Origin of the sequence: Sphingobium cupriresistens, from assembly GCF_004152865.1 — a bacterium.
Taxonomy (GTDB): Bacteria; Pseudomonadota; Alphaproteobacteria; order Sphingomonadales; family Sphingomonadaceae; genus Sphingobium; species Sphingobium cupriresistens.
Genome location: NZ_SEOO01000033.1, coordinates 1 through 23,399, shown reverse-complemented (window position 1 = coordinate 23,399; position 23,399 = coordinate 1). Strand labels below are relative to the sequence as shown.

At 64.4% G+C, this 23,399-nt stretch carries 18 protein-coding genes and 1 tRNA gene; 6 read left to right on the top strand and 13 right to left on the bottom strand.

What is annotated here, in order from left to right; genetic code table 11:
- Positions 1 to 259: 259 nt before the first annotated feature.
- From rpsJ to rpsL, 5 genes are all read right to left on the bottom strand, one after another.
- On the bottom strand, positions 260 to 568 hold the full coding sequence (gene rpsJ, locus EWH12_RS16865; RefSeq protein WP_007686587.1) for a 30S ribosomal protein S10: 309 nt from the start codon (positions 566 to 568) through the stop codon (positions 260 to 262).
- A gap of 209 nt (positions 569 to 777) precedes the next feature.
- A complete protein-coding gene (tuf, locus tag EWH12_RS16860; RefSeq protein ID WP_066606490.1) occupies positions 778 to 1,968 on the bottom strand; it encodes an elongation factor Tu in 1,191 nt (396 codons plus the stop codon).
- A 137-nt stretch (positions 1,969 to 2,105) separates the two neighbouring features.
- Positions 2,106 to 4,178: an elongation factor G gene (gene fusA, locus EWH12_RS16855; protein WP_066606494.1), complete on the bottom strand. Its 2,073-nt coding sequence runs from the start codon at positions 4,176 to 4,178 to the stop codon at positions 2,106 to 2,108.
- A gap of 162 nt (positions 4,179 to 4,340) precedes the next feature.
- Positions 4,341 to 4,811, bottom strand: a complete 471-nt coding sequence (rpsG, locus tag EWH12_RS16850; protein ID WP_066606496.1) for a 30S ribosomal protein S7 — start codon at positions 4,809 to 4,811, stop codon at positions 4,341 to 4,343.
- Between the two features lie 15 nt (positions 4,812 to 4,826).
- Complete coding sequence (gene rpsL, locus EWH12_RS16845) at positions 4,827 to 5,198, bottom strand: 30S ribosomal protein S12 (RefSeq protein WP_004208728.1); 372 nt, start codon at positions 5,196 to 5,198, stop codon at positions 4,827 to 4,829.
- 352 nt (positions 5,199 to 5,550) lie between these two features.
- On the opposite strand from rpsL, the gene EWH12_RS16840 reads away from it, so the two are divergent.
- From EWH12_RS16840 to EWH12_RS16830, 3 genes are all read left to right on the top strand, one after another.
- On the top strand, positions 5,551 to 7,845 hold the full coding sequence (locus tag EWH12_RS16840) for a putative bifunctional diguanylate cyclase/phosphodiesterase (protein ID WP_129927293.1): 2,295 nt from the start codon (positions 5,551 to 5,553) through the stop codon (positions 7,843 to 7,845).
- Between the two features lie 158 nt (positions 7,846 to 8,003).
- Positions 8,004 to 9,185 carry a M23 family metallopeptidase gene (locus EWH12_RS16835; protein ID WP_242496103.1) on the top strand — a complete coding sequence of 394 codons (1,182 nt, stop codon included), beginning with the start codon at positions 8,004 to 8,006 and terminating at the stop codon, positions 9,183 to 9,185.
- Complete coding sequence (locus EWH12_RS16830; RefSeq protein ID WP_207212427.1) at positions 9,166 to 9,549, top strand: bactofilin family protein; 384 nt, start codon at positions 9,166 to 9,168, stop codon at positions 9,547 to 9,549. The genes EWH12_RS16835 and EWH12_RS16830 overlap by 20 nt, the downstream gene beginning before the upstream one ends.
- A gap of 187 nt (positions 9,550 to 9,736) precedes the next feature.
- Here EWH12_RS16830 and EWH12_RS16825 read toward each other — a convergent pair whose 3' ends face one another.
- Genes EWH12_RS16825 through EWH12_RS16815 form a run of 3 tightly spaced genes read right to left on the bottom strand, consistent with a single transcriptional unit; the run spans position 9,737 to position 13,108 of the window.
- The gene (locus tag EWH12_RS16825; RefSeq protein ID WP_129927291.1) at positions 9,737 to 11,245 is read right to left on the bottom strand and encodes a YifB family Mg chelatase-like AAA ATPase; all 1,509 of its coding nucleotides are present in this window, start codon (positions 11,243 to 11,245) and stop codon (positions 9,737 to 9,739) included.
- A 43-nt stretch (positions 11,246 to 11,288) separates the two neighbouring features.
- Positions 11,289 to 11,993, bottom strand: coding sequence for an RlmE family RNA methyltransferase (locus tag EWH12_RS16820; RefSeq protein WP_129927290.1), 705 nt, complete (start codon positions 11,991 to 11,993; stop codon positions 11,289 to 11,291).
- Entirely contained in the window at positions 11,990 to 13,108 is a 1,119-nt protein-coding gene (locus tag EWH12_RS16815; protein WP_066606507.1) for a Ppx/GppA phosphatase family protein, read from the bottom strand. Before EWH12_RS16815 ends, EWH12_RS16820 begins: the two co-directional genes overlap by 4 nt.
- Positions 13,109 to 13,442: 334 nt before the next feature.
- Between EWH12_RS16815 and EWH12_RS16810 the strand changes: the two genes are divergently transcribed.
- A complete protein-coding gene (locus EWH12_RS16810; RefSeq protein WP_129927289.1) occupies positions 13,443 to 16,925 on the top strand; it encodes an autotransporter domain-containing protein in 3,483 nt (1,160 codons plus the stop codon).
- Between the two features lie 120 nt (positions 16,926 to 17,045).
- On the opposite strand, the gene EWH12_RS16805 is transcribed toward EWH12_RS16810, so the two are convergent.
- The 5 genes from EWH12_RS16805 to yajC form a co-directional block, all read right to left on the bottom strand.
- Complete coding sequence (locus EWH12_RS16805; RefSeq protein ID WP_129927288.1) at positions 17,046 to 18,470, bottom strand: M20/M25/M40 family metallo-hydrolase; 1,425 nt, start codon at positions 18,468 to 18,470, stop codon at positions 17,046 to 17,048.
- Positions 18,471 to 18,583: 113 nt separating this feature from the next.
- Positions 18,584 to 18,925, bottom strand: a complete 342-nt coding sequence (locus EWH12_RS16800) for an Mth938-like domain-containing protein (protein ID WP_082679152.1) — start codon at positions 18,923 to 18,925, stop codon at positions 18,584 to 18,586.
- 47 nt (positions 18,926 to 18,972) lie between these two features.
- Positions 18,973 to 19,962 (bottom strand): protein translocase subunit SecF, encoded by a 990-nt coding sequence (gene secF / locus EWH12_RS16795; protein WP_066606520.1) that lies wholly within the window; start codon positions 19,960 to 19,962, stop codon positions 18,973 to 18,975.
- A 21-nt stretch (positions 19,963 to 19,983) separates the two neighbouring features.
- Positions 19,984 to 21,582: a protein translocase subunit SecD gene (gene secD, locus EWH12_RS16790; RefSeq protein WP_066606523.1), complete on the bottom strand. Its 1,599-nt coding sequence runs from the start codon at positions 21,580 to 21,582 to the stop codon at positions 19,984 to 19,986.
- An 8-nt stretch (positions 21,583 to 21,590) separates the two neighbouring features.
- Positions 21,591 to 21,926, bottom strand: coding sequence for a preprotein translocase subunit YajC (gene yajC / locus EWH12_RS16785; protein ID WP_066606525.1), 336 nt, complete (start codon positions 21,924 to 21,926; stop codon positions 21,591 to 21,593).
- 185 nt (positions 21,927 to 22,111) lie between these two features.
- Between yajC and EWH12_RS16780 the strand changes: the two genes are divergently transcribed.
- A tRNA-Pro gene (locus EWH12_RS16780) sits at positions 22,112 to 22,188 on the top strand.
- Between the two features lie 187 nt (positions 22,189 to 22,375).
- The coding region (locus EWH12_RS16775; RefSeq protein WP_129927287.1) for a hypothetical protein at positions 22,376 to 23,399 on the top strand (1,024 nt) is incomplete at its 3' end.

Here is a 23,399-nt window from a genome sequence, read left to right as displayed (position 1 = left end):
CTCCCATAGAGGCCCGTCTTAGCAACGGGCGTATCCAACGAAAAAACCGCTCAGGATTTCTCCTTCGCGGCCAACCCAATGTGCAGATCACCCCGTCCGGGTTGGATGCCACTCCTTCTCAGGAACGGCGACGGGGGACCAGAACCACAGACCCTCTGGTTGCCCAGCTCTGTGCGGTATCCCTTGTGTCGTTTGAGCTTCCGGTTTCCCGGAATACCCGATACCCTGCCCACCTTACGGAGAGCAGGGACTTGCCGGCTTAGGCCAGCTTGATCTCGACGTTCACGCCGGCAGCCAGGTCCAGCTTCATCAGCGCGTCGACCGTCTGCGGCGTCGGCTGCACAATGTCAAGCATACGCTTGTAAGTGCGGACCTCGAACTGCTCGCGCGACTTCTTGTCGATGTGCGGGCCACGATTGACCGTGAACTTTTCGATGCGCGTCGGAAGGGGAATCGGACCGCGGATAAGGGCGCCGGTGCGGCGGGCGGTGTCGGCGATGTCGCCGGTCGCCTGGTCAAGCACGCGATGATCGAACGCCTTGAGACGAATGCGGATGTTGCTGTCCATAGTTCCTGTACCGATGCGAAAGAGCCAAAAACTCAGAGCATTTTCAAAAATCAGCCGGAGCAGCCGATGATTTGTGAAAATGCGCCAACCAAAAAATATCCGCCCCGTATATTACCCTTCTAGCTCTTGCGAGCCGGAGAAAGGCGATCCGGGGCGGTTAAAATTCCGAGCGGCGCGAATCAGGCGATTCGCGCCGCTGCGGTCCTATATTACTTCGAGATCGTTCCGACAACCCCTGCGCCGACGGTGCGGCCGCCTTCGCGAATCGCGAAGCGCAGACCGGCATCCATGGCGATCGGAGCGATCAGCTTGACGCCGAGCTTCACGTTATCGCCAGGCATGACCATCTCGGTGCCTTCGGGAAGGATCACTTCGCCGGTCACGTCCGTCGTGCGGAAATAGAACTGAGGGCGATAGTTGGCGAAGAACGGGGTGTGACGGCCGCCTTCTTCCTTCGACAGGACGTACACTTCGGCGTCGAACTCGGTGTGCGGGGTGATGGTGCCCGGCTTCGCCAGAACCTGACCACGCTCCACGTCTTCACGCTTCGTGCCACGCACCAGGGCGCCGATATTGTCGCCAGCACGACCTTCGTCGAGCAGCTTGCGGAACATTTCCACGCCGGTCACGGTCGTCTTGGTGGTGTCCTTGAGGCCGACGATCTCGACTTCTTCACCAACCTTGATGATGCCGGTTTCGACGCGGCCGGTGACGACGGTGCCGCGACCGGAAATCGAGAACACGTCTTCGATCGGCATCAGGAACGGCTTGTCGACCGGACGCTCAGGCTGCGGAATCCAGCTATCGACGGCAGCCATCAGAGCCAGAACGGCGTCATGGCCGATTTCCGGGGTCTTATCCTGCAGCGCGGCGACGGCCGAACCGGGGATGACGGGGATGTTGTCGCCGTCGAAATCGTAGCTGCTGAGCAGTTCGCGGATTTCCAGCTCGACCAGCTCAAGAATTTCGGCGTCGTCGACCAGATCGACCTTGTTCATGAACACGACCAACTGGGGAACGCCGACCTGACGGGCGAGCAGGATGTGCTCACGGGTCTGGGGCATCGGGCCGTCGGTGGCCGACACGACCAGGATCGCGCCATCCATCTGGGCGGCGCCGGTGATCATGTTCTTCACATAGTCAGCGTGACCAGGGCAATCGACATGCGCATAGTGGCGGGCTTCAGTCTCATATTCGACGTGGGCGGTCGAAATGGTGATGCCGCGCTCGCGCTCTTCGGGCGCCTTGTCGATATTGTCGTACGAGGTGAAGGTCGCGCCGCCGGTTTCGGCCAGAACCTTCGTGATCGCTGCGGTCAGCGAGGTCTTGCCATGGTCGACGTGACCGATGGTGCCGATGTTGCAGTGCGGCTTGTTCCGCTCAAACTTAGCCTTAGCCATTTTATCCTACCTTCTAATCAAAATCAGCTTGGGTCTGACCGCTCGGCCGCGCCTCGCGAAGGCGCGTCCATAGCAGCAAATTTACAGATTACCAGCCCCTAACCGAGCCGTTCGCACGGCTCGGCATGGGAAAGTCATCAGGCCATCTTCGCCTTGACTTCATCCGCCACATTCTGCGGCACTTCGTCATAATGCGAGAAGGTCATCGAATAGTTCGCACGCCCTTGGGTGAACGAACGTAGCGAATTCACATAGCCGAACATGTTGGCCAGCGGCACCATCGCTTCCACGATCTGCGCGTTGCCGCGCGTATCGGTGCCCTGGATCTGACCGCGACGGCTGTTCATGTCACCGATGACGTCGCCCAGATATTCTTCCGGGGTGACGACTTCGACCTTCATGACCGGTTCGAGCAGCGTGATGCCCGATTTCTGCGCGACTTCGCGCATCGCGGCGCGACCGGTGATTTCGAACGCCAGCGCCGACGAATCGACGTCATGATAGGCGCCGTCATACAGGTTGATCTCAAAATCGATGATCGGGAAGCCGATCAGCGAACCGGTCGCTGCGGTTTCGCGCATACCCTTTTCGATCGCCGGGATATATTCCTTGGGAATATTACCGCCCTTGATCTCATCCTTGAAGATGATGCCCGCACCGCGCTCGCCCGGCGTGACCTTCACCTTGATGCGGCCGAACTGGCCGGTGCCGCCCGACTGCTTCTTGTGGGTATAATCGACGTCGACGGCCTTCTTGAGATATTCGCGATAGGCCACCTGCGGCGCACCGACGTTCGCCTCGACCTTGAACTCGCGCTTCATGCGGTCGACCAGGATTTCGAGGTGAAGCTCGCCCATGCCCTTGATGATGGTCTGACCCGATTCGTGGTCGGTCGACACGCGGAAGGACGGATCTTCGGCGGCCAGGCGGTTGAGCGCGACGCCCATCTTTTCCTGGTCGGCCTTGGTCTTGGGTTCGACCGACAGTTCGATGACCGGCTCAGGGAATTCCATTCGCTCCAGGATGATCGGCTTGCGCTCGGCGCACAGCGTGTCCCCGGTCGTGGTTTCCTTCATGCCGGCCAGCGCGACGATATCGCCGGCATAGGCCGCATCAATGTCTTCACGGCTGTTCGCATGCATCAACAGCATACGACCGATCTTTTCCTTCTTGTCCTTGACCGAGTTCAGATAGGTGCCCTTGGTCAGGGTGCCCGAATAGACGCGCAGGAAGGTCAGCGAGCCTACGAACGGATCGTTCATGATCTTGAACGCCAGGCCGGAGAAAGGCGCGTCGTCCGCCGTCGCGCGGCTATCCGGCTCGTCGGTGTCGGGATTGATGCCCTGCACGTCTTCGATGTCCAGCGGCGAAGGCAGATAGTCCACGACCGCGTCGAGCAGGGGCTGAACGCCCTTGTTCTTGAACGCCGAGCCGCACAGCACCGGCACGAACGACTGGTTCAGCGTGCCCTTGCGGATCAGCGCCTTCAGCGTCGCGGTGTCGGGCAGATTGCCTTCGAGATAGGCTTCCATCGCCTCGTCGTCCTGTTCGACGGCGAGTTCGATCAGCTTTTCGCGATATTCGGCGGCCTTGTCGGCGAGGTCGGCCGGAATCTCTTCATAGGAGAATTCGGCGCCCAGATTCTCATCCTTCCAGATGATGGCGCGGTCCTCGACCAGATCGACCAGGCCCTTGAACTCGCTCTCCGCGCCGATGGGGAGATAGAGAACGGCCGGGGTTGCGCCCAGGCGATCGATGATCGTCTGCACGCAATAATAGAAATTGGCGCCGGTGCGGTCGAGCTTGTTGATGAAGCACATCCGCGGAACCTTATACTTGTCCGCCTGGCGCCACACGGTTTCCGACTGCGGCTCAACGCCGGCGACGCCGTCGAACGCGGCGACCGCGCCGTCCAGCACGCGCAGCGAACGCTCGACTTCGATGGTGAAATCGACGTGGCCAGGGGTATCGATGATGTTCAGGCGGTGGTCGTTCCAGATGCAGGTCGTCGCAGCCGACGTGATGGTGATGCCACGCTCCTGCTCCTGCTCCATCCAGTCCATGGTCGCGGCGCCGTCATGGACTTCGCCGATCTTGTAGGACTTGCCGGTATAGTAAAGGATGCGCTCGGTCGTGGTGGTCTTGCCGGCGTCGATATGCGCCATGATACCGAAGTTGCGATATTTCTCGAGCGGATGGCTGCGGGCCATGATGCTTCTCCGTTGCCGGCGCGCCGGCGGTTGGGGATTCGTTAGATCTGGGCGTGCCCCTAAACCAATCCGTCCGCCATGGGTAGGCCCACGACGAACGGATGGATTTTTAGAGCGAAAAACGGGACAGACACCGCAAGGCGCCTGTTCCGTTGATCATTTTTACCAGCGATAGTGCGAGAAGGCGCGGTTCGCTTCCGCCATGCGGTGCGTGTCTTCGCGCTTCTTGACCGCATTGCCGCGGTTGTTGGCGGCATCCATCAACTCGCCCGACAGGCGAGCGGCCATGGTGGTCTCGCTGCGATTGCGCGCAGCGGTGATCAGCCAGCGGATGGCCAGGGCCTGCGACCGCTCCGGGCGGACTTCGACAGGCACCTGATAAGTGGCGCCGCCGACGCGGCGGCTGCGGACCTCGATGCCGGGCTTGATGTTGTTCAGCGCGTCATGGAACATGCCGATCGGATCCTTCTTGGCGCGGGCCTCGACGGTTTCGAGGGCGCCATAAACGATCGATTCAGCAACGGCTTTCTTGCCGTCCTGCATGATGGAGTTCATGAACTTGGACAGAACCTGATCGCCATATTTGGGATCGGGCAGGATGATGCGCTTTTCGGGGCGACGACGACGTGACATATTATTGTTCTCCCCTTACTTCGGACGCTTCGCGCCGTACTTCGAACGGCTCTGCTTGCGATCCTTGACGCCCTGGGTATCCAGAACGCCGCGAAGAACGTGATAGCGCACGCCCGGAAGATCTCGCACACGGCCGCCGCGGATCAGCACGACGCTGTGCTCCTGCAGGTTATGGCCTTCACCCGGAATATAGGTGATGACTTCGCGCTGGTTGACCAGGCGAACCTTGGCCACCTTGCGAAGCGCCGAGTTCGGCTTCTTCGGGGTCGTCGTATAGACGCGGGTGCAAACGCCGCGCTTTTGCGGGTTTGCATCCATTGCAGGGACCTTGCTCTTGGTCTTCTGCAGCTCGCGGCCCTTGCGGACCAGCTGATTGATTGTTGGCATGAAGCCCTTCACCTTTTTCAGTTACTTTACCTGGGCATCCCCGCGTCTCGCACCGCCTGGAGGAATGATTCGTCCAAACGGCAAAGGCCCCGGTGGGCATAAGCCCCCTGGAGCCGCAAGAGCACCCGGCAATGTTCAGCTCTAGTGTCGCCCAGTTGATATGACGCGAGGAGACGAGTCTTCGCACGGCAAGGCCGCTGGGCAGCCGCGCCTATAGCCATCGACGTCCGGCCGGTCAAGCGAGCAGCGTCGGCGGCGATCGGCGCTTTTCAGGTACACGCTTTTTCAGGCACTTAGTAAATTGATAACCTTAACAGTCCTATGATGACAACCCGCTGAGCCTGGACGCGACGTGACGATATTATCCCCTTTAACCGGCGAGTTTCGCGATCCCGACCGGGAATCGGCGTTCCAGGCCGAACGACTCCCCGAAACCCGCCGCCATGCCAGAACCTTGTTCGCCCTGTCGGCGCTGCTGAACGCCATCTTCCTGATCAGCGACTGGCGCTTTGCCGGCACCCCCCATTTCTGGGTCGCCATTCCCGCCCGCCTCGCCGTGGTCGCCGGATCGCTGCTGTGCCTCGCTCTGTGGCGCTACACCCGCAGCTTCTCCGCGCTGGAGCGACTCTGCTTCCTGTGGCAGGGGATCACCGCCATCGGCGTAGCGCTGCTCGTCAGTTCGCGCAGCGACATTGCCCTCTTCGTGCTGGTCATGCTGCCGCTCGTCTTCTACCTCGTCGTGCCCACCAGCTTCCGCGGCAATGCCGGCGGCGGCCTCGCCTGCGCGGTCGCGATGCTGACCGGCTATCTTGCCCCTGCGCCGCATAGTCAGACAGCGATCGGCATGATCCTGGCGATGCTGATCCTGCATTGCGGCATGTGGATGGCCATCACCCGGCACAACCGGCTGCAACGGCAGGAATGGACCGCCGGCCGACTGGCGCAGGTGGCGCAGGCGGCGCTGGCCAACAGCCTCGACGCGCTGGAGCGGATGTTCATGGCCGTGCCCATCCCCCTGCTCGTCACCCGGCGCGACGGCAGCATCCTGCGCCTGAACCAGGCCGCGCAGGACGCCTTTGCCGCCGGCAGCGTCATCCCGCTTGCGCATGTGGAGCAGACCTATGTCGACCTGCCGATCCGCAACCTGCTGTTCGGGATGTTGCAGCGGGAAGAGCGCGTCGACAATTTCGAATGCCGCCTGCGCCGGGCGGACGGACAGATTCGCGACACATTGCTGTCCTCGCGCCCGATCGTCGTCGACGACACGCCCTGCATCGTGACCAGCGTCGTGGACATCACCGAACGCAAGGAAGCCGAACAACATCTCGAGCGGCTGGCCATGACCGACGCACTGACTGGCCTTGCCAACCGCGCCCATTTCATGGCTGCCGTGACCCAGGCGACGAGCGGCCCGGCCAGCCGACTGGTGGATTCGGCCCAATCGGCGATTTTGCTGATCGATCTGGATGAATTCAAGCGGGTCAACGATACCGCCGGCCATGATGCGGGCGACGCGCTGCTCTGCGCCGTGGCCGATCGCCTGCGCGCGGCGCTGCGGCCGGGCGACCTGGTCGCGCGCATGGGCGGCGACGAATTTGCGGTGCTGCTGACGCGCCTGCCCGACGTCGACGCGCTGGCGCCCATATTGGCGCGCATCACCGAACATCTCCATCCCCCGCTCAGCTTTCGCGGTCGGCCGATCGAGGCGCGGGTCAGCATTGGCGTGGCGCTGTTCCCCGACCATGGCGGCGATGTCACCGCCTTGATCAAACATGCCGACATCGCCCTCTATCATGCCAAGAATAGCGGCCGCGGCCGCGCCACCCTGTTCGAACCGGCGCTGCTCGTCAATTGGGAGCGGGAAGCGACCATGCTCGACCGGGCGCGCCACCTGCTGGCGCAGGAACGCCCCTGCCCCTGGTATCAGCCCAAGATCGACCTCGCCACCGGCGCGCCGGTCGGGTTCGAGGCGCTGTTCCGCTGCCCCACCGCGACGGGCGCGACCATCATGCCCGGCGACATCGCCGCCGCCTTCGAACATCCCGAACTTGGCCCCGCCATCACCGCGCAGATGATCGACGGCATCCTGGCCGACTGCCGCCGCTGGCGCGACGCTGGCCTGCCCTTCGGCCATGTCGCCTTCAACGTGTCGGGCGCCGACCTCAATGACGATGATTTCGCCGACCGCCTGCTCCGCCGTCTGACGGACGCCGACCTGCCGCCGTCGATCATCGAACTGGAAGTGACCGAATCGGTGTTTCTGGGGCGCAATGCCGACCGGGTCGGCCGCCTGCTCCAGCGCTTGAGCGAAGCGGGCGTCGCCATCGCGCTCGATGATTTCGGCACCGGCTATGCGTCCCTCTCGCACCTCAAGCAATTCCCGATCGATGTCATCAAGATCGACCAGCGCTTCGTTCGCGACCTCGAAACCGACCCGGACGACGCCGCCATCGTCCGCACCGTGCTGAACCTGGCCTACAGCCTGGGCATCCGCACCGTGGCGGAGGGGGTCGAGAACCGGCAGCAACTGGATTATCTGCGCGCGGGCGGCTGTCACATGGCCCAGGGCTTTCATTTCAGCGCCGCCATCCCCGCCGCAGATGTGGAAGCCATGCTCGGCCAGCAGGATCAGTCCCATCGAAGCTGAAATAATCTGCAAAAGATCGTTCGGCATAGGGAACAAAAGGTCCGATCGATCATTTCGCCGCATTCAGCGCTCGACTCGTCACGACTCCGCAACGACGGATTCGCGGAAAAGGCGGAGCTTTGCTACCGGCCCCCTCACTAAAAAGAGTCGGGGTCGCATTGTTGCATCACAAGAAGAAGGGGATCGCTCCCCTCCGGGAACGGCTGCTCGCCCTGTGCCCTGAGCGGGAGATTTTTCTCCGGTCCGGCGGCCAGGTGAAGTTCGTCCGCATTTCCCGCCGCGCGCAGCTGGCCGCGATCGGCGTGGCGTCCGTCGCGCTGCTCGGCTGGGGCGGCATGACCCTGTCGATGCTGGCCGGCAGCGCATCGATCGCGCAGGAACGCGCCGCGCTGGCGCAACAGGGCCGCTCGGTCGCCACCGCCGCCACCAAGGTCGAAGGCTATCGCAAGTCGGTTCAGGATCTGGCGCAGGATCTGGAAGCCCGTCAGGACTTCATGGACGATCTCTACAAGACGCATTTCGGCGACCAGGACGACAAGGCGCCCGGCAGCGACATGGCCGCCCCGACCAAAGCCGATAAATCCGACGCGCTGACCGCCAAGATCAGCCTGGCGCCCGAAGCCGCCCCGCTGGTCCGGCTGGAAGCGCGCCAGCGGCAATTCGCCACCCTGCTGACCGCCGCGGTCGAACGCCGCGCGGACAAGGCCGCCGCCGCGATCCGCAGCTTCGGCCTCAACCCCGACCATCTCGCGCGCAGCGCCGCCCGCGCCCAAGGTGGCCCCTTCGTTCCGTGGAAAGGCGACAAAGGCGCGCTGACGAACGAACTGGAAACCCTCGCCGACGCCATGTCGCGGATGGAGTTTCTGGAACGCAGCCTGCTCACCATCCCGTCGGGTCAGCCCACCGCCGCGCCGATGCTGACCAGTTCCTATGGCTACCGCCGCGATCCCTTCAACGGCCATGCCGCCTTCCATGCCGGCCTCGACTTCCCCGGCCGCTACGGCCAGCCGATCACCGCCGCTGCCGATGGGAAGGTCAGCTATGTCGGCCAGCGTCATGGCTATGGCAATGTGGTCGAGGTCGAACATGGCAATGGCATCATGACCCGCTACGCCCACCTCTCCGGCTTCGCTGCCCATGTGGGGCAAAAGGTCGCGCGCGGCGACACGGTCGGCCGCATGGGATCGACCGGCCGATCGACCGGCACCCATCTCCATTTCGAAGTCCGCCTGAACGGCCAGGCCGTCAATCCCCGCCCTTTTCTGGAGGCCCGCAAAGATGTTCTCCAAGTCCAGCAAATCGCCACGGCCCGTTTCGCCGATGTCCGCGACCGGAGCTAAGCACACGCCCTTCTCGCTGATCGGCAGCGACGTGACGATCACCGGCAATCTCGCCGCGTCGGTCGACCTGCATGTCGATGGCACCATCGAGGGCGACATAAGCTGCGCCGCCCTGGTGCAGGGGCCGGACAGCCGCATCACCGGCCATGTGACGGCGCAGAGCGCGCGCCTCGCGGGCCTGGTCGATGGGTCGATCGCCGCCGGCGAACTGGTGGTCGAAAGCAGCGCCCGCATCACCGGCGACGTCGTCTATGAACGGATCACGATCGAACCGGGCAGCCGCATCGAAGGCCGCTTCCGCCCCAGGGACAGCGACACCCCCGCCACAGAATTGAAGCTGATCGCCAACGACAGCGCGGGGTAAGGCCCACGGTGATAACAAGAGGGTCACCCTCCTTCCGTTCGGGCTGAGCGAAGTCGAAGTCCTCGCCTGAACGCAGTGAAGGCACTTCGCCGATGCTCAGTGTGGCCCTTCGACTTCGCTCAGGGCGAACGGATTGCAAGGGTCGGCCAAGGTCCGCTTCCGGTCGATTGCGGCCACAAGCACATCCTCAATTCACCGGCACCCTGCGCCGATAGCTCAGCGCCTCCGCCACATGCACCCGCCCAACCTGCTCGGACCCGGCCAGATCGGCGATCGTGCGCGCCACACGCAGCACGCGGGTATAGCCCCGCGCCGACAGCTTCATCGCCGCAGCCGCCTGCGCCAGCAATTGCCGCCCCGGCTCGTCCGGCCCGGCGACGTCCTCCAGCCGCTCGCCATCCACCTCGGCATTGGTCCGCACCTTGGTCCCGGCATAGCGCGCGGTCTGCACGCGCCGCGCCGCCGCGACCCGCGCCGCCACTTCGGCCGATCCTTCGGCGGGCGGCGGCAGCACCAGATCGGCGGCCGTCACCGCCTGCACCTCGACATGCAGGTCGATGCGATCCAATAACGGCCCCGACACCTTGGCCTGATAATCCGCCGCGCAGCGCGGCGCGCGCGAGCAGGCCAGCGCCGGATCGCCCAGATGCCCGCAGCGGCACGGGTTCATCGCCGCAATCAACTGCACCCGCGCGGGGAAAGTCACATGCGCATTGGCCCGCGCCACCGTGACCTCGCCCGTCTCCAGCGGCTGGCGCAGCGAATCGAGCACGGTCCGTTGGAACTCCGGCAATTCGTCCAGGAACAGCACGCCCAGATGCGCCATGCTGACCTCGCCCGGCCGCGCCTTGAGGCCCCCGCCGACCAAGGCCGCCATCGACGCACTGTGATGCGGATTGCGGAACGGCCGCGCCCGGCTGATCCGCCCGCCCTCCAGCGTGCCGGCGACGCTCGCCACCATCGAACTTTCCAGCGCCTCGGCCGGCGTCATGTCGGGCAATATGCCCGGCAGGCAACTCGCCATCAGCGATTTACCCGCGCCCGGCGGCCCGACCATCAGCAGATTATGGCCGCCCGCCGCCGCGATCTCCAGCGCGCGCTTGGCGACCTCCTGCCCCTTGACCTGTTTCAGGTCCGCGCCCCGCACCGGCGCATCCACGACGCCCGGCTGCGGCGCCGACAGCGCCGACGTTCCCTTGAAATGATTGAGCAAACCCAGCAAATCCGGCGCGGCGACCACCTCCACCTCGCCCGCCCAGGCGGCCTCGGCCCCCTGCGCGACCGGGCAGACCAGCCCCATCTCCTGGCTGCCCGCATGGAGCGCCGCCAGCAGCACGCCGGGCGACGGCGCGGTGCGCCCGTCCAGCCCCAGCTCGCCGACCACGACATAGCCCGCCAGCGTTTCGGCATCGATCACCCCCATCGCGCCCAGCAAAGCCAGCGCGATCGGCAGGTCGAAATGCGATCCCTCCTTGGGCAGATCGGCGGGCGACAGGTTCACCGTGATCCGCTTGGGCGGCAATGACAGCCCGATCGCGGCGATGGCGTTGCGCACCCGCTCGCGGCTTTCGGCCACCGCCTTGTCGGGCAGGCCGACCAGGATGAAATTGGGCAGGCCCGGCACTAGCTGGCACTGCACCTCCACGGCGCGCGCCTCCAACCCCAGATAGGCGACCGTCGATACCGTTGCGACCAAATGCCCCCGCCTTTTCCCGCTGCCCCGCCAGTCTATTGCCGCACTATTCCTCTACCGGCTCCCCGGTCCGATCCCGCACAGGCTCGTCGGATCGCCCCTTGAACCCCTGCGCCACCACATACCATTCGACGCTGCCCTTGCGGCTGGCCGGCGGCTTGGCATGCTTGATCGTCGTGAAATTCTTCTTCAGCAGCACCAGCAACTCGCCATCGGTCCCGCCCGCAAACACCTTGGCGACGAACGTCCCGCCCTTGCGCAGATTTTCCACCGCGAACCAGGCCGCAGCTTCCACCAGCCCCATGGTGCGCAGATGGTCGGTCGCGGCATGGCCGACCGTATTGGCCGCCATGTCGGAAATCACCAGGTCCGGCGCATCGCCCAGCGCATCACACAGCATCTGCGGCGCCTTGTCGTCCATGAAATCCATTTCGAACAGCGTCACGCCCGCAATCGGATCGACCGGCAACAGGTCGATGCCCACCACCGCAGCTTTCGGCGCCAGCTTGCGCACCACCTGCGCCCAGCCGCCCGGCGCAACGCCCAAATCTACGACCGCCTTCGATCCCTTCACGAAATGGAATTTCTCGTCCAGTTCGATCAGCTTGAACGCGGCGCGGCTGCGCCACCCTTCCGCCTTGGCCTTTTTGACATAGGGATCGTTCAGATGCCGCTCCAGCCAGCGCACCGATTGGGCGGTACGCCCCTTGGCGGTTTTGACCCGCACCCTGCCTGCGCCAGCGCCCCTCACATCACTCTCCCGTCGCGGTCCATCAACCCGCGCAATATGCCTTCGCGAATCCCCCGGTCGGCCACGCCCAGTCGCGCGGCGGGCCATATGTCGAGGATCGATTCCAATATGGCGCAGCCCGCCACCACCAGGTCGGCGCGCTCGGTGCCGATGCAGGGCAGCTTCTGCCGCTCCGCCAGCGCCATGGTCGACAGCCGCTCCGAAATGGCGCGCATCGATTCGCACGGCACGATCAGCCCGTCGATCGCCTGCCGGTCGTAACGCGGCAGGTTGAGGTGCAGGCTGGCCAGCGTCGTCACCGTGCCCGACGTGCCGAGCAGGCGAATATCCTCCGCCCCCTGCGGCAGCCGCCGGGCCAGCGGCGAAAAGGCCTCGCTCACCCGCGCACGCATCCGGTCATAGGCCGCACGCCGCTGCGCCGGATCATCATGCTCGAACGCCTCGCTCTCGGTCAGCGACACCACGCCCCAGGGCGCGCTCACCCAATCGACGATATGCGGCGCGCCATCGCCATGGGCATCGACCAGCACCAACTCGGTCGATCCGCCCCCGATGTCGAAGATCAGCGCTGGTCCCTCGCCCGGCTCCAGCAACGCATGGCACCCCAGCACCGCCAGCCGCGCTTCTTCCTGCGCGCTGATGATGTCGAGCGCGATGCCGGTTTCGCGATAGACGCGCTGGATGAACTCCGCCCCGTTCGCCGCCCGGCGACAGGCTTCGGTCGCGACCGATCGCGCCAACGTCACATGGCGGCGGCGCAGCTTGTCGGCGCAGACGGACAGCGCCGCGATCGCCCGGTCGATCGCCGCATCGCTGATCCGGCCGGTCGCGGCCAGCCCCTCGCCCAGCCGGACGATGCGCGAAAAGGCGTCGATAACGATGAAGCCGTCGGCGGACGGCTTGGCGATCAACAGGCGACAATTATTGGTGCCCAGGTCGATGGCGGCATAGGACCGCCGCTCACGTCCGCCATGGAGCGGAAAACCCCGTTGCGTCGACGGGGGCGGAATGGCCGCAGCCTTGCTCCCATCGCCCGGACCGGGGCGGGCGCGCTTGCCCGCATAACGGCCGGTCGGGCCGGAACTCTGCGGCGATGGGCGGCTCTGCTGCACCATGCCGTAACTCGCTTCTATAATCGCCAGCCGCCAAAGGGCGACCGGAACTTGCCCTCATGCTTAAGCAGATATGGGGCGTTGCGCAAGGCGCGGCCGGTATGGCCGCTGATGCAAGACTTGATCAGGATTAGCGATACGCCCTGCACAGCCCTAAAAAGGAAGGTTCGTTTCGGATGAACAAAGAACAAGACCGCCTGTCGACGCCATCATCCTTTAGGACAAAACAGACATGCTGTGACGTTTTGGATACATGACATAAGTTTTCATAATTGGCCGATTGTCTTGGTCAATACAGTGGATTAGCTTCCCGCTCGGTCTTTGGGGAGTTTATATCATGCACATTCGCAAGAATGGCGCGGGCCTGTTGGCGCGCGTCGGTCGTCCTGCCTTGCTGGCGTCCGCGGCCATCGCCGCCCTCGCCGTAGCGCCGATGGCGCAGGCGGTCGTACCGACCGACGACAAAAGCCCTACCGACATCATCGACGGCAGCGATGTCAACGGCGTGGGCATCATGTATCGCGCCGACGGCTTCGTCTGCACCGGCACGCTGATCAACCCGCGCACCGTCATCTTCGCCGCCCACTGCGTCAACGACCAGACGTCGGCCGACTACAGCACCGTCAATGGCGGCGTGCCCGTTGCCTTCGCGTTCCAGAACGACGCCCGGCCGGGCCTGATCGACTGGCTCAGCAACGGGTTCCAGACCAACACGGCGCTCAGCGTCTATAATGTCAACAATATCGCCTATCACCCGGATTCGCTCGATCCCCCGGCGCTCAGCTTCCTCTATGGCGACGTCGCGATGGCGACGCTGGACACGCCCGCGTCCGACGTCCCCACCTGGGCGATGCTGTTTTCCGCCCTGCCCGCCCCGTCGTCGATCAGCGAGACGAGCGGCACCGGCTATCATGTCACGATCACGGGCTATGGCCGCAGCGGCAGCGGCACGACCGGGTCCACCTATGGCATCGATTTCCGTCGCAAGACGGCCGAGAATTTCCTGGGCCTGCTGGGCTCGCTGGATGACATCGACACCTTCCTCTACGGCGGCGGCAGCGGCTATACGCAGAATCTGTATCAGGCCGATTTTGACGATCCGACTGGCGAAAATCCGTTCGACTTCAATATTTTCAAGGACGACGCGCTGCCGAACGAAGGCCTCAGCGCAGGCGGAGATTCCGGCGGCCCGCTGATCCTCGACCAGACGTTCGATGAGAAGGTCGTGCTGGGCGTGCTGTCGGGTGGCAGCCGCTACTTCTTCGAACAGCCTTTCAGCTCCTATGGCGGCTCGTCCTTCTATCAGCCGCTCTATCTGTTCTGGGATTGGGTCGCGGAAAACAACCCCTACCGCTACGCCACCGCCAAGGCGGGCGACGGCAAGTGGAGCGACGCCTCCCACTGGATCACCGCCCTCGATCCCAATTACCGAATCATCGACAGCAACGGCAATCTGGCCAACGGCGTGCCCACGACGCCGGGTGCAGGCGCCTTTGGCGAAGATAGCGCCTCGAAATTCGGCCAGCTCTGCTACAGCCCGGACGATGTCTGCTATGATGTCGGCACCGGCACGCTGATCGTCAACGGGCAGCCTGTCGCCGACAGCGGTAGCGCCGCGGCCACGCCTGCCGGCGCCGTCACCCTTGCCGATAACAAGGGCCGGGTCGATCTGATCGAACATAGCGCCAATGGCACGACCGCAACCCCGCTAGGCGGCGCGGCGCACCAGGCCCAGGCCGAAGGCGACGGTGACGCCCTGCCCAGCCCGACGCTGGCCAACGGCCTGCCCGGCGCATCCGATTTCGTCCCCAACAATATCGACCCATTGGCGTCGCAGGGGATTATCGGCCGCTATTATGACGTGACGCTCAGCGCGGCGGGCAAGACCACGCTCGACACGGACGTCACCGTCGATCGCTTCACCATCGCCGGCACCGGCGCGGCGCTGGACGTCACGGCGGACGGCTCGCTGACCAGCCTGATGGACATTTCCCACCTGTCCGGGGTGGTGAATATCAACGGCACGATCGAAACGCCCGGCGACTATTTCCTGCTGACCGGCCTGTTGTCGGGCAGCGGCACGCTGCGCACGCCCTTCTTCACCAACATCCTGGGCACCGTCGCTCCCGGTGGCATCGGCACCATCGGCACGCTGACGGTCGAGGGCAATGCGCTGCTGACGTCGGGCAGCACACTCCAGATCGACCTGGGCGCCAATGGCGTGTCGGACGTGCTGGCGGTCAAGGCGACCGAGTTCGTCACGGATGATGGTGGCGAAGGCGAAGGCGAAAATCCCGACACCGGCGGCGGCGATGGCGGCGGCAGCACGGAGGAACAGCGCAGCGCCGCTGCGATCACCGCGGCGCAGGCCGATGGCGACGTGTCGCTCCTCGCGGTCGGCGATCCGATCGACGGCATCGCGGCGCTGGGCGGCCAGGTCGCCTTCGGCCAGGCTGCCGGCACCAAGATCCGTTTCGGCAACCAATATACGTTCGTAACGGCGGAAGGCGGCATCGACGGCACCTTCACCGCCCCGGCGCAGTTGTCCGCGGTGCTCAAGCCGGTGCTGATCTATGGCGAAAATTCCGTCAGCGTGCGTATCGACGCGGGTCTCTATGCCGATGTCGTCAATCCGGCGGCGCAGAACCAGACCAGCTTCGCCCAGCTGCTCGACCAGAACCGGTCGCTCTACGCCAATTACGCCGCCCTCTACGGCGAAGCGGACCTGCTGAGCGTCGCCGGCGTGCAGGCGACGTTCGAGGCGATGGCGCCGCGCACCGAAACGCTCAAGACGTCGATGGCCGAAGTGCTCAACGACAATATGGCGCGCTTCTATCGCGACCGCCTGACCAGGCTGGACGCCGGTTCGCTCGGCGGCACGCTGACCATGACCGGCCAGCCGATCCAGCTCGCCTCCGCCAGCCTCAACAATATCGACCTGGGCATGGACCAAGGCGGCGGCGGCGACACGACGACCCGCGAAGGCGTATTGCCCGACGATATGAGCGCCTTCCTGGCGGGCGGCTATCTCGACGGCAAGAGCGCGCCGATGCGCACCGCCATCCCGCTCGGCCGTGACCAGTTCGATGGCTGGTATGCGGCGGCGGGCGTCGAAAAGGCGTTTGGCGACAATGGCGTGATCGGCCTGGCCGCCTCGTTCAGCGAGCTGAAGGGCGATACGGGCGCCAATGACACGGCGCGCGCGCGGCTCTATCAGGGCACCGTCTATGGCGCCTTCGACCTGGGCGGCGTCAAGCTGGACGGCGTCGGCAGCGCCGGCACCCTCACCACCCGCTCGCGCCGTTCCTTCGCCGTCGGCGTCACCCCCTACACCCTTTATGGCAGCGACCAGGAACTGGCGCTGTCGGGCGAACTGGGGCTCAGCAAGGCGCTGGGCGGCGACGCCTTCAGCATCGTGCCGCGCGCCTCGATCCGTGGCGCTTACATCAGCTCGGGCAACCTGGCCGAATATGGCGGCGACGCCGCGCTGGTGATCAAACGTCACGCCATCCGCAGCGCCCAGGGCCGCCTGGGCGCCACGGTGAAGGCCAACACCGGCGGCTTCAAACCCTATGTCACCGCCAACTTCGTCCATGAATTCAACGACCAGCCGGCCTTCTTCCTGGCCAATCTGGTCGGCGGCACCGGCAGCCTGGCGCCCTTCGCGCTCGGCGGTTCGGACCGCAATTGGGGTGAGGTGGGCGGCGGCCTGACGATCACCACGGGCAATGTCGATCTCAGCCTGTCGGCCGACACGACCTTGTGGCGCAGCGACGTGAAATATCAGAGCTATCGCGCCGCGGTGAAATTCCGCTTCTGATTTCCGGCTCCCAGCCGAAAGGAAAGGGCCGCCCGATGGGGCGGCCCTTTTTCGTTGGGGTGGCGGTGGGACAGGATCATGAACGTCCGTCCGCTTCGAGCGTAGATGGCTTTTCGCACCTCACTGCGTATACAGCTTCACCAGCCGGTACAGGAATGCCCGCCCGTCCAGAATCGACTTGACGCGGATGCGTTCGTTCAGGCCATGGACCCCCTGCCCGTCCGGGTCGGCGAACATGCCCGACACGCCATAGGTGGGGATGCCCGCCGCATTGGTGAAACGCCCGTCGGTCGCCCCGGTGGCGAGGCGCGGGATCACCGGCACGCCCGGCCACATCTCCTTGGTCAGCGCTTCAATCGGCCCCATGATCTGCGGCGTTAGTTCGGGCGCGGAGGATTTGGGCTGCGGCGGATCGGCCAGCGTCACCTTGACCTTCGAATCGGCCGCCACCTCGCTCAACCGCGCCAACACGGCGTCCACCGCCTCGCCCGGAATGATCCTGCAATTGACGTTGGCGGTCACCGATTGCGGCTGGGCATTGGGCGCATGGCCGCCGGAAATCAGCGTCGGGATGCAGGTTGTGCGCAGCGTCGCGTTCCAGCTCGCGCTCTCGGCCGACACCGTCGCATAGTCGGCCGCGCTTGCCTTGCCCGCGCCGATCGCCGCCATCGCGCTCGACACCTTGGCGGGATAGAGCGACGCCGACGCGCCGAAATAGGCTTTGGCCGCCGGGGTCAGGTTCACTGGGAAATCATAGGCGTTGACCCGCGCCAGCGCCGCCGCCATCCACCCGATCGCATTGACATGCGGGGTCTGGCGCGAACTATGGCCGCCCGGCGCGGTCGCGGTCAAGGTGAAGTCCTGATAGACTTTCTCGCCCGCCTGCACGCCCTGGCTCACCGGCTTGCCGCTCTCGTCCAGCGACCCGCCGCCGCCCTCGTTCAGCGCCCATCCGGCCGACATCGCATCGGGCTTGGTCTTGAGCAGATATTCGACGCCATTCAGCGCCTTCTCCGTCTCCTCGCCGCAGGTCAGCGCCAGCTTGATCGTCCGCTTTGGCGTGTAGCCCTCGGTCTTGTAACGGACCATCTGGTCGGTGAAGGCCGCCGCCATCGCCTTGTCGTCGGACGTGCCACGCCCGTAGAAATAGCCGCCTTCTTCGATCAGGCTGAACGGATCGCGCTCCCAGTCGCTGCGCTTGGCCGCGACCACGTCGATATGGGCGAGCAGCAGGATGGCGGGCAGCTTGGCGTCGCTGCCGCGCAGGATGGCGGTCAGATTGCCTTCCTTGGGATGCGCCGGATCGACGATGATCGCTACGTCGCTTGTCCCATAGCCCGCCGCCTTCAACCGCGCGCCCATCCGTTCGGCCGCCAGCGTGCAACTGCCGTCGGGCCAGCTCGAATCGGTTTCGACCAGTTCCTTGTACAGACCCCGGAAAGCGGCCTCGCCCCCGCGCGCCTGCGCATCGGGGGTCGCGGCGTGGGCGCTGGTGGTGACGAGAAGCGCCGCGATCAGCGCGGCGGCGGGACGACGAAATGCCATGGAAAAGCCCCTTGGATGGAAGAGGTGCGCAGCTTGGCGGAGCGGCGACGGGACGGCAAGGCTTCTAGCAAAGCGTGTGTGTTTCCGCGCAGGCGGGAACACGAAACCATCCATTACAAAGGCAGCAACGCCGCCACGATCTGCCGCTCCTCGGCGCGCAGCACGCCCCAGGCGCGGGCCGCGGCGCGGCTGTCCATCGCCTCCACGCCGATCCCCAACGCCTCGACCGCGCGGACGAAGGCGCGCGGCGGCTGCCGCAATCCGGCGCCGGTGCCCAGCAGCAGGAATTCAGGCTTCGGATCGGCATCGAACAAGTCGCCCAGCGCCTTCACCGTCAGCGCCTCGACATCCGGCGCATCGGCCCAGGCCATTGCCCGCACCGGACTGAGCAGCAGGCCGTCGGGAAACACGTCATCGCGCACCCGAAAGCCCCGGCCCTGAAAGCCGGTGACGATCGGTCCCTGACCGTCATCGTCCCGGCGAACCTTGATCCCGGCGTCGCTCAGGGCTTGGCCCCATCGTCGCGCGGCCCGACCCGCTCGGCGGTGCCGGCATAGTCGCCCTTCTTGGCCGCCTTCTTATCCGATGTCTGCGGGGTCAGACCCAGCGAAATCAGCAGCGAAGACGACACATAGACCGACGAATAGGTGCCAACGATAATGCCCAGCATCATGGCGGCGGTGAAGCCGCGCAGCACATGGCCGCCCAGCAGCAGCAGCGCGCCCAGCGCCAGCAGGATGGTGACGGACGTCATCACGGTCCGGGGAAGGGTCTCGTTGACCGACAGATCGATCAGCGCCTTCATGTCCATCTTGCGATATTTGCGCATATTTTCGCGGATACGGTCGTCGATCACCATCTTGTCGTTGATCGAATAGCCCACGATCGTCAGCACCGCGGCGATGATGTTGAGGTCGAATTCGAGCTGGGTGATCGCAAAGAAGCCCAGCGTCATCAGCACGTCATGCACGATCGCGACGAAGGTCGAGACGCCGAACTGCCATTCGTAGCGGAACCAGCTGAACACCGCGATGCCCAGGATCGCCAGCACGACCGCCAGCACGCCATTCTGGATCAGCTCGCCCGACACCTTGCCCGACACCGTGTCGTAGCGGGAGAAGGTGACGCCGGGGAATTGCGCGACCATCGCCTGGCGGGTCTTTTCCACCACAGCATTGGCCGCGCCGGCCCCGCCCTGATCGGGCAATGGCAGGCGAATCTGCACGGTATTGGCGTCGCCGAACTGCTGGAGCGAGCTTTCGCCCACGCCCAGACGGCCGATGGTGGAGCGCACCTTGTCGGTATCCACCGCCTGCGGGAATTTCGCCTCGATCATCAGGCCGCCGACGAAGTCGACGCCCAGATTGAGGCCCTTGTGCGCGGTCGCGCCCACGGCCAGCACGGTCAGCAGCGCGGTCAGGGCGAAGGCCCATTTGCGGATCGCAACGAAGCCGATATTGGTGTTGTCGGGGACGAGCTTGAGAAGTTTCATGGGTGTGTCCTCCCGCCCCTCTTAAATGTGAATGTCGGTCGGACGGGTGCGGCGCACCCAGTTCGCGACGACCATGCGGGTGAAGGTGACGGCGGTGAACACGCTGGTCGCGATGCCGATCAGCAGCACGATGGCGAAGCCCTTGACTGGCCCCGACCCCAGCGCGAGCATGATGCCGCCGGCGATGGCGTGGGTCACATTCGCCTCGAAGATCGTGCGGCTCGCTTCCTTGTAACCATGTTCGATCGCCGCCACGACATTGCGCCCCCGTCGCCGCTCTTCGCGGATGCGTTCGTAGATCAGCACGTTGGCGTCGACCGCCGTGCCGATGGTCAGCACGAAACCGGCGATGCCGGGCAACGTCAGCGTCGCGCCCAATATGCCCATGACGCCCAGGATGACCAGCACGTTGATCGCGACGGCCAGGTTCGCATACATGCCGAAGCGGCCATAGCTTACGAACATGAAGACCGCGACCGCGACCACCGCGACCACCGATGCGATCAGGCCCGCCCGGATCGAATCCGCGCCCAGCCCCGGCCCCACGGTGCGCTCTTCCACCACCACGAAGTTCACCGGCAGCTTGCCCGATCGCAGAGCGATGGCCAGCTGGTTGGCGCTTTCCACGGTGAAGCTGCCGCTGACCTGCGCGCTGCCGCCCAGGATCGGTTCGTTGATGTTCGGCGCCGACAGCACCTTGCCGTCCAGGATGATGGCGAAGGGGCGGTTGACATTCTGCGACGTCACCTGCCCGAACTTGCGGCCACCCGAACTGTTGAAACGGATGTTGACGATCGCCTGGTTGCTCTGGTCATAACCCTGCGTCGCGTCGGTCAGATCCTCGCCCGACACCATCACCTGGCGCTTGACCGCGATGAACGGCACGCCCGACGGGTTGTTGACATAGGGCAGCACTTCGCTGCCCACCGGCGCACGCCCCTGCGCCACTTCGGATGGGTTGGCGGTCGTGTCGACCAGCTTGAATTCCAGCTTGGCGGTCTGGCCCAGCAGCGCCTTCAATGCCTTGGGATCTTGCAGGCCCGGCACCTGCACGACGATGCGATTGTCGCCCTGCTGCTGGATCGTCGGTTCGCGCGTGCCCATTTCGTCGATGCGGCGGCGGATGACTTCGGTCGAAACCTCCATCGCGCTCTTGACCGCATTCTTGATGCCCGCCTCAGTCGGCGTGATGACGATGGTGGAGCTGTTGACCACCTCGACATTGAAATCGCGCTGCCCGGTCAGGCCCGCGCCCTGCGTCAGCGGGCGGATGCGCTCGACGGCGGCATCGACCTGCGACGGGTCACGCACCATGAAGCTCAGCTTCCCGTCGCGGCTCGAAATATCACCGATCGCGATCCTGGGATCGCCCCGGCGCAATTCGGTGCGGACCTGCTCTTCCATGTTGGTGAGGCGCTGCTTGGCCACATCCTGCGTCGACGCTTCCAGCAGCAGATGGCTGCCGCCCGACAGGTCGAGGCCCAGATTGACGCGCGTCTGCATGAAGCCGGGCAGTTTCGTCACGACGCTGTCGGGCAGGAAACTGGGCACGGCGCACAACACGCCGATCGCCAGAGGCAGGATGATCGCGAAGACCGCCCAGCGCGAGAAGTTCAGCATGAAGGCGCTCAGTCGTTCGCGGGCTTGGCGGCGGTCGGATCGATCACCTCGGTCAGGGTCGCCTTGACCGCCTTGACCTTCAGGCCCGGCGCCAGTTCGATGTCGGCGTAAATTTCGTCCACGCGCGCCACCTTGCCGACCAGGCCGCCGCCGGTGATGACCTGATCGCCCTTCTTCACGGCGTCGATCTTCGCCTTATGCGCCTTCATCTTCTTTTGTTGCGGACGGATCAGCAGGAAATAGAAGACGACGAAGATCAGGACCAGCGGCGCCATCTGCACCAGGATTCCGGCGCCGGAGGCTTGCCCGCCCGCGGTCTGGGCAAAGGCTGGGGTAATGAACATGGGTGGGACTGCCTCATTGTCTGTCGGTCGCGCACGCCCTCTCGGCGTCCACGGATCAAGGGCGGGCGGCTAACACAGATGGGGGCGCAGAGGCAATATGATTAGGGATTGCGGCGGTCGGCGCAAAGAGATGCGATTGAGCGCTTGCAACTTCCCATTTGTGCTACTATTGGGCGCCCTCCGGTCGGGACGTAGCGCAGCCTGGTAGCGCATCACACTGGGGGTGTGGGGGTCGGAGGTTCGAATCCTCTCGTCCCGACCAAAAAATCAATGACTTAGCCGAAAAACCCTCCCCTTTTGAGGGGCCAAATTTCGTCTGGTGGTGCACTGGTGGTGCAGATCAGAATGTTTTTTTTTGGCAATCCAACAGGACGCATCGGATTTGAACGCGATGTGATGGCTGTTCGGAATTGAAGACGCCCACCAATGCCCTTAAGCCTTAGCGCCGGATGCAGGAGCAGTTGCCTCTTCGCCCCGCCGAGTTCGTCAAAATTCGGGACGGCTTCATTGCGTTTCTGAGGCAACCAACCGGAACGTCCCTACAAGCCATCATTCCGGCTGACGTAATCGACGCTATGGCATCGGCAGCGAAACGCGGGCGCAAGCGGCGCTTGTGGCTCGACTTCGTGCGACTGGCTGCGGCGTTGGCGGTTCTGGTCGCGATTGTCCTCATCCTTGCGCCCGATCCAATCAAGACCGGCATTGGCGTTCCGCTGCTTCTGGGCGCGGGCACCGTGTTCATATTGGCCCATTTCCGCACCAAGGTTCGTGACGAACTGGAAATCGAGGACATTGTCGCGGAACCGAACGAGGCACTTCAACGTGACCTACGGGCGCTCGCCGAATTTCGGAACCTGATCGCGAGCGGAGATATTTCGTGCGCGGAAATGCTACCTGATGGAACGCTCAAGCCTTTGGTTCCAAAGGCGCTTCGCGCATTCGTCGCGGATCATGGCGCGCTGTTCGTTCTCAGCCGGGATCAGGCTCTTTGGCATTGCACGCCGCACCGCCCCATCCCGATGAGTGAATTGCGCGTCAAACTCGCAGGGCGGGTCGCGTCCGCGCTGGTCACATCACGAACCTTGCTGGACACCCTTGATCGCAATCTATTCGACCGGCGAGTGGAATGGCTTCTCTCACACGCCAATGAGCCTCGCGCCCGCTCCTTTCGAGAAGCCATCCAGATTATCGTGGCGTTGAGGCGTCCCGAACTCGACAGGCTGACCTTCGAGGGCAAGAAGGAAATCCTGCGCGCCGAAGGCATTAGCGACAGCCGACTGGAGAAAATCCATGCCGGTGTGTACCCCGCATTCAACAGCTTTCTGCGCTCTTTGCCCATGCATGAATGGTCGTGTCCCAGGAGGTGGTGTAGGAACCGTCAATCCACGGCAGGATCGGGATCGGGTTCGGGTCAGGCAGCCAGAGCTGGCAGGCTGACAATGGGGTTATGGCTCACCGCGCCGATTGTTTCCA

Coding starts and splice junctions, on each gene's coding strand:
- rpsJ (WP_007686587.1), bottom strand. CDS start 568: ATGGACAGCAACATCCGCATTCGTCTCAAGGCGTTCGATCATCGCGTG.
- tuf (WP_066606490.1), bottom strand. CDS start 1,968: ATGGCTAAGGCTAAGTTTGAGCGGAACAAGCCGCACTGCAACATCGGC.
- fusA (WP_066606494.1), bottom strand. CDS start 4,178: ATGGCCCGCAGCCATCCGCTCGAGAAATATCGCAACTTCGGTATCATG.
- rpsG (WP_066606496.1), bottom strand. CDS start 4,811: ATGTCACGTCGTCGTCGCCCCGAAAAGCGCATCATCCTGCCCGATCCC.
- rpsL (WP_004208728.1), bottom strand. CDS start 5,198: ATGCCAACAATCAATCAGCTGGTCCGCAAGGGCCGCGAGCTGCAGAAG.
- EWH12_RS16830 (WP_207212427.1), top strand. CDS start 9,166: ATGTCCGCGACCGGAGCTAAGCACACGCCCTTCTCGCTGATCGGCAGC.
- EWH12_RS16815 (WP_066606507.1), bottom strand. CDS start 13,108: ATGGTGCAGCAGAGCCGCCCATCGCCGCAGAGTTCCGGCCCGACCGGC.
- EWH12_RS16810 (WP_129927289.1), top strand. CDS start 13,443: ATGCACATTCGCAAGAATGGCGCGGGCCTGTTGGCGCGCGTCGGTCGT.
- EWH12_RS16805 (WP_129927288.1), bottom strand. CDS start 18,470: ATGGCATTTCGTCGTCCCGCCGCCGCGCTGATCGCGGCGCTTCTCGTC.
- secF (WP_066606520.1), bottom strand. CDS start 19,962: ATGAAACTTCTCAAGCTCGTCCCCGACAACACCAATATCGGCTTCGTT.
- secD (WP_066606523.1), bottom strand. CDS start 21,582: ATGCTGAACTTCTCGCGCTGGGCGGTCTTCGCGATCATCCTGCCTCTG.
- yajC (WP_066606525.1), bottom strand. CDS start 21,926: ATGTTCATTACCCCAGCCTTTGCCCAGACCGCGGGCGGGCAAGCCTCC.